Genomic DNA, 5210 nt, shown 5'->3' with positions numbered 1-5210 from the left:
TTTATATCCCTAACTAACTGTTATGACGGGAAATATTTTTTGAGAATTTTAGATTTGAGAAACTAGATAGTAGATTTTAGACCCGAAAACATCGTTTTTACTACAGAAAATGAGTAGATGTTGTGCTTTATAATTAGTAGCTCTGGGAAATTCTGTCACTAAATAATAAAGTCGAGCTAAACTTTAGCTATATAGTATATGGTAGTTCTAATTACAGGTTCCTCAACAGGTTTTTACTTTCTCCCCTCCGGGCAAGAAGGAAGATTAGTAGTTAGTGGTAGTTTTTTATTCATCGTTTCCAATGTAGCTCAATTCTTTGTTTTTTTGTCTAACTGAAATAAAAATTGGAGTTGTGCAATAGTTACCCTTGTTAGCTACAGCCAGAATTACGGTTAATTATTCATTAATATGAGATTCAATATCCATTTGTTGATGTAAAATTCTAATAATTTCCACAATTTCTTCCTTTATATTAATTCTGTAAAAAATGAAATGTGATTTTACTCTAGATCTAAAATATCCTTTTCTAACATCATTGTAATCTTTCCCTGTTTTTGGGTTTTCAGAAATATATTCAATTTCATCTATTATTAAATCAAGATAATAATCAGCTTGTTCCAAAGACCATTCTTCAAAAGTATAAAGCCAAATATTTTCTAAATCAATTTCAGCTTGCTTACTGATTTTGTAATTCATTATTTAGCAGAATATTTTTGATGTAAATTTTGTTTGAATGATTCTCGATTAAAATCTGAAGAAAAACCAGATTTTTCTCCTTTTTTTAATTCTTTAATTAATTCAGTTTTCTTTGTTTCTTCATGCTCAAACATTCTTAAAGCAGCTCTTACAACTTCACTTGCCGAAGAATATTTTCCAGTTTTTATTTGTGAATTGATAAAATTGTCGAAATAATCGCCCAATAAAATCGAAGTATTTTTTGCCATAACCATTTGATTTAAATTTCAAAATCAAATATACCAAGTTTTGGTATTTATTCAAAATTTATTTGCGGAAAACTTGTCAAATCTGGTTGCAGATAACGGAAAAAGGCTTTGCGAAGTACGGGAATTCGAAGAACCAAAAGTTCAAGAATTCAGAAACGAAGTAAATACTTTTTCAGATTGTCTAATTTAAGTAAAAAACAATATGAAAAGCAGTTGCGAAATATTTTGACGAAATTTCAATCAAGACTAAACCCCGCATTTTGCAAAACCTATGTGCTTGTTGCACAACTCAAAAATAAAAAAAATTCGGATCTTGTAGTATGCAAGGACGAGAAGAATTTACCCCACAATTATTTTACGAACTAAGTTTAGAAAGGTTAGTTCCACCCGATAACTTTTATCGCCGTGTAAATCAAGCATTAGATTTACATTTTTTGTACAAATCCACTCAAAAATATTACGACAGCCAAAGTCAAGAGAGTATTAACAAACCTTTGTACGATAAAATGCACGAAAAACTCACCCAAAACAGAGCGTATCACCGCAGGTTAGTTAAACGTCGAAGTGCTACAGTAGAACCCGTTTTAGGAACGTTGATTAACTTTTTTAACCTAAAACGAATCAACACAGCAGAGGAATGGCACAAGCCAATAAACACGTTTTGATGTCAAGTTTATCTTACAACTTGAAGAAATATCTACGTTTTATTTTCAAAACCCCGAGTGTTTTAGCCCAAGTTGTTTCCCTAAAACAAGGGAAATACAGCTTTTTACAAAATTACTCCTTCACGACTTAAAAAGTTGAGTTTTAAGCAAACCTGATATTACAATTTAGCATATTTCTCTAAAAATAAACCTCGCTTAAAATGGCTTAAACGAGGTCAAATATTTTAAATTTTTATAAAAATTGGAGTTGTGCAACAGTTACCGATGTTGTACGCAGTTCTTTTGATTATGGTAGATTTGTTATGTATTTAATATCAATTTTCTCTTTTATCAAAACTTCTGATTGGAAATATTCTTTTATACTTTCTGAAAGCGATTTATAATCCTCATTTATTATTTTCAAATTAATATCAGCTAATGAAACAAAGTCTTTACCAATTTTCGCATTATTGCTATTGGCGTTCTTGTTTGAAAAAAGAGTTTCTTTTAAAAATATTACCTCAATATCAATTTCTAAAATTATTGGATTTGTAATTCTACCATCATTTATTGCATTAAAAAGCATCGGATGCTCTTTCACAAATGATAATCTTGCATAATTTTCTAAATTTTTTCGAGAGTCCAAATCTCTTGACAGTTGATTTCCCCCTGGTTTATTAATTATTATATTATTTTCATCACAATATTTCCAAGAAAAAATTCCTCCATTTGATTTTATAGAATTTAAGTTTGATTTATCAGTGAAATGATACAATTTTGTAATTCCATTATCTCTCAAATATTTTCTAAATAATTTCCAATCATATTTATTAATTCTATTTAATTTTTCAATTTCTTTGTCTTCTTCTTCAAATTTTTGATTAATAATTTTTTGATTTTCTTCAAACTTTGAAACATAGTCTTGTATTCCTTTTTTGAAACTTTCGTTGTTCCTTTTTTTCTCAGTCTTTTTTAAAAGTGGCAACAATAAAAACATCATCCAAATTGAGTTTATTATTGAATATAAGAAACATTGAATAATAGAAATTTCAGTAAAAAACTTTGCAAGCAAAAAAATCACAAAATTGACAATAAATATTGCGATAAATTCTGATATAACTTCAACCTTATTCATTTATATTCCTGAAATTGCAGAAAGTTTAAATCCTTTTGGTGCTTTCTCTGAATTTTTCTTATTTCGTGTTGTGAGATATAAAGTAGCAATCTTTTCATCGTTTTTGAAAATGTCATAAATATTTACGGGATAATCAATATTCGGTGCAATTGTCGAGCCTAAACGTTCATATTGAATTTTAAAACCATCTAATGTTTTTAATGCTCCAAGATAAGCAATACTTCCTAGAGGTGTGTTCGTAGGAATTGGATTTGTAATATCATGTCCAAATTCCCCATATCCGTCTGGATGAACATCTACTTCTAAATTTTCTGTGTTCATAGTCTTCATTACTTCAAATAAATCATTCAACTTATTAAATTGAGGATCTTGTTTTAATTCATCCATAATTGTTTTAGGTTTTTCTTTAACTTTAACTGAATTCAGAATGAATATAATCACAATTACAACTCCTGTAATAATTAAAAATGTTATCATATTTTATTTTTTATGTTTTTGGATAGAATTACGCACAACGTTTCGGGGCTTTGCGATAGTGGCGGATTACAAACCATGAACTTTCAATTTCACACTAATTTGAGCAACAGCTTTTTTATTTACTAAAATAAGAAAAAAGAAAATATAAAAAGCTGTTGGGGATAAAAATGCACAAACTTTCAATATTTCCCTTTATCCGCCATTTCGCAAAACCGATGTGCTTGTTGCACAACTCAAAAATAAAAAAAAATTCGGATCTTGTTGTATGCAAGGATGAAAAGAATTTACCCCACAATTATTTTACGAACTAAGTTTAGAGCGGTTAGTTCCACCCGATAACTTTTATCGCCGTGTAAATCAAGCATTAGATTTACATTTTCTGTACAAATCCACTCAAAAATATTACGGCACTCAAGGTCAAGATAGAATTCACAAACCTTTGTACGATAAAATGCACGAAAAACTCACCCAAAACAAAGCATATCACCGCAGGTTAGTAAAACGACGAAGTGCTACAGTAGAACCCGTTTTAGGAACGTTGATTAACTTTTTTAATATGAAACGAATCAACAGCAGAGGAATGGCACAAGCCAATAAACACGTTTTGATGTCAAGTTTATCTTACAACTTGAAGAAATACCTGCGCTTTATTTTCAAAATCCCGAGTGTTTTAGCCCAAGTTGTTTCCCTAAAACAAGGGAAATACAGCTTTTTACAAAAGTGCTCCTTCACTACTTAAAAAGTGCGTTTTTAAGCAAACCTGATATTACAATTCAGTATGTTTTTCCAAAAAATAAACCTCGCTTAAAAAGACTTAAACGAGGTCAAATATTTTAAATTTTTATAAAAATTGGAGTTCTGCAACAGTTATCGATGTTGGCTGACATTTTCTATTTAAGTATTGTATTCAGTTCTATTTGCTCAATATTTCTATCGCTTGTTATAAACTCTTTAAATCCTGCTGAATGTTGAGCACCAACAATAACAAGTATTCTTTCGTCTTTTTTTTCGATTTGTTTTTGGATTAATGAGTACATATAGAGATTTCGTCTGTACCTTTCGGATACAAAAAACGCTCCTGAAAAATCCTCTGTTGTTCCAATTTTATTAAACAGCGAAATATATCCACTATTCAATTGCTTGTCCAACTCTTTTGAGTTGAAGAAAAACAGAAGGTCCTTTATAGATTTTGTTGTTTGGAATTTTGAAATAATTTTTTGTCCATATTCTCCAAATTCTTGTTGAATTTCGTTCATCAATTCTATTTGATTATTCTTCTGAATAGAACTCATAATTGTGTCATTTGGTTCTGGAAGTAAATAATCAAAAGCATAGAGTTTTTTATGTCCTAATTTATTTGCAATCCTAAAGCCTAATTGTTGTAATTCACTCTCAAAATACATCGTTTCATTTTTACCATACTTGTTTTTAATAAGTTCAAAAGTCTTGTCTTTTAAGTATAAACTATATAATTCATCAAGTTCTTTTTGCTTTGAATAATCCCACTCAACGAAAATTTTTGTTGGATTAAACTTTGCAATTTCTTCAGCGATTTTGTTGAGTTCTGTTTGCTTTTCTTCGTCATTTATATCGAAGTCAATTCCGAATTGCGGTTTTACTAAATGGAAATGAAACGAGCCTAATGTTACGATTTTATTTTTTTTTTGTGCAAAAGTTGTTATAGAAATAATTGAGAAAATTATTAAGAGAATTTGTTTCATTTATAGTTTTGTTTTAAAATGTCAGCTAACGGACGGAAAAAGGCTTTGCGAAGTGCGGGAATTCGAAGAACCAAAAGTTCAAGAATTCAGAAACGAAGCAAATGGCTTTTTCAAATTGTTAAATTAGTAAAAAAAAGCAATATGAAAAGCCAATTTGCGGATAAATATCTAAAATAGTTCAACTTAGACTTTAACCCCGCATTTTGCAAAACCTATGTGATTGTTGCACAACTCAAAAATAAAAAAAATTCGGATCTTGTAGTATGCAAGGACGAAAAGAATTTACCCC

The 5210-nt window shown here is 29.5% G+C and carries 6 protein-coding genes and 1 pseudogene; 2 read left to right on the top strand and 5 right to left on the bottom strand.

Annotation, left to right across the window (positions count from 1 at the left end; all coding sequences use genetic code 11):
• Positions 1-396: 396 nt before the first annotated feature.
• Both HX088_RS13615 and HX088_RS13610 read right to left on the bottom strand, forming a co-directional pair.
• Positions 397-696, bottom strand: a complete 300-nt coding sequence (locus HX088_RS13615) for a type II toxin-antitoxin system RelE/ParE family toxin (RefSeq protein ID WP_284584129.1) — start codon at positions 694-696, stop codon at positions 397-399.
• The gene (locus tag HX088_RS13610) at positions 696-944 is read right to left on the bottom strand and encodes a type II toxin-antitoxin system ParD family antitoxin (protein ID WP_171624019.1); all 249 of its coding nucleotides are present in this window, start codon (positions 942-944) and stop codon (positions 696-698) included. Before HX088_RS13610 ends, HX088_RS13615 begins: the two co-directional genes overlap by 1 nt.
• A 320-nt stretch (positions 945-1264) precedes the next feature.
• Here HX088_RS13610 and HX088_RS13605 point away from each other — a divergent pair, with 320 nt between their 5' ends.
• Positions 1265-1609: a hypothetical protein gene (locus HX088_RS13605; RefSeq protein WP_286484440.1), complete on the top strand. Its 345-nt coding sequence runs from the start codon at positions 1265-1267 to the stop codon at positions 1607-1609.
• 286 nt (positions 1610-1895) lie between these two features.
• On the opposite strand, the gene HX088_RS13600 is transcribed toward HX088_RS13605, so the two are convergent.
• Complete coding sequence (locus HX088_RS13600; protein ID WP_286484439.1) at positions 1896-2723, bottom strand: DarT ssDNA thymidine ADP-ribosyltransferase family protein; 828 nt, start codon at positions 2721-2723, stop codon at positions 1896-1898.
• Positions 2724-3200, bottom strand: coding sequence for a hypothetical protein (locus tag HX088_RS13595; protein WP_286484438.1), 477 nt, complete (start codon positions 3198-3200; stop codon positions 2724-2726).
• 418 nt (positions 3201-3618) lie between these two features.
• Between HX088_RS13595 and HX088_RS13590 the strand changes: the two are divergent.
• Positions 3619-3939 (top strand): annotated as a pseudogene (locus HX088_RS13590) (transposase); the annotation flags it as partial.
• A gap of 151 nt (positions 3940-4090) precedes the next feature.
• Here the strand turns inward: HX088_RS13590 and HX088_RS13585 are convergent.
• On the bottom strand, positions 4091-4921 hold the full coding sequence (locus tag HX088_RS13585; protein WP_286484436.1) for a DUF5694 domain-containing protein: 831 nt from the start codon (positions 4919-4921) through the stop codon (positions 4091-4093).
• Positions 4922-5210 lie beyond the last annotated feature (289 nt).

Source organism: Empedobacter sp. 225-1, assembly GCF_030328185.1.
Taxonomy (GTDB): domain Bacteria; phylum Bacteroidota; class Bacteroidia; order Flavobacteriales; family Weeksellaceae; genus Empedobacter; species Empedobacter stercoris.
The sequence above is the reverse complement of the archived record's forward strand: the minus strand, read 5'-3'. Positions and strand labels throughout refer to the sequence as shown.

Excerpts from the sequence above, each read along its gene's own strand:
- HX088_RS13615 (WP_284584129.1), bottom strand. The coding sequence starts at position 696 with ATGAATTACAAAATCAGTAAGCAAGCTGAAATTGATTTAGAAAATATT.
- HX088_RS13610 (WP_171624019.1), bottom strand. The coding sequence starts at position 944 with ATGGCAAAAAATACTTCGATTTTATTGGGCGATTATTTCGACAATTTT.
- HX088_RS13605 (WP_286484440.1), top strand. The coding sequence starts at position 1,265 with ATGCAAGGACGAGAAGAATTTACCCCACAATTATTTTACGAACTAAGT.
- HX088_RS13600 (WP_286484439.1), bottom strand. The coding sequence starts at position 2,723 with ATGAATAAGGTTGAAGTTATATCAGAATTTATCGCAATATTTATTGTC.
- HX088_RS13595 (WP_286484438.1), bottom strand. The coding sequence starts at position 3,200 with ATGATAACATTTTTAATTATTACAGGAGTTGTAATTGTGATTATATTC.
- HX088_RS13585 (WP_286484436.1), bottom strand. The coding sequence starts at position 4,921 with ATGAAACAAATTCTCTTAATAATTTTCTCAATTATTTCTATAACAACT.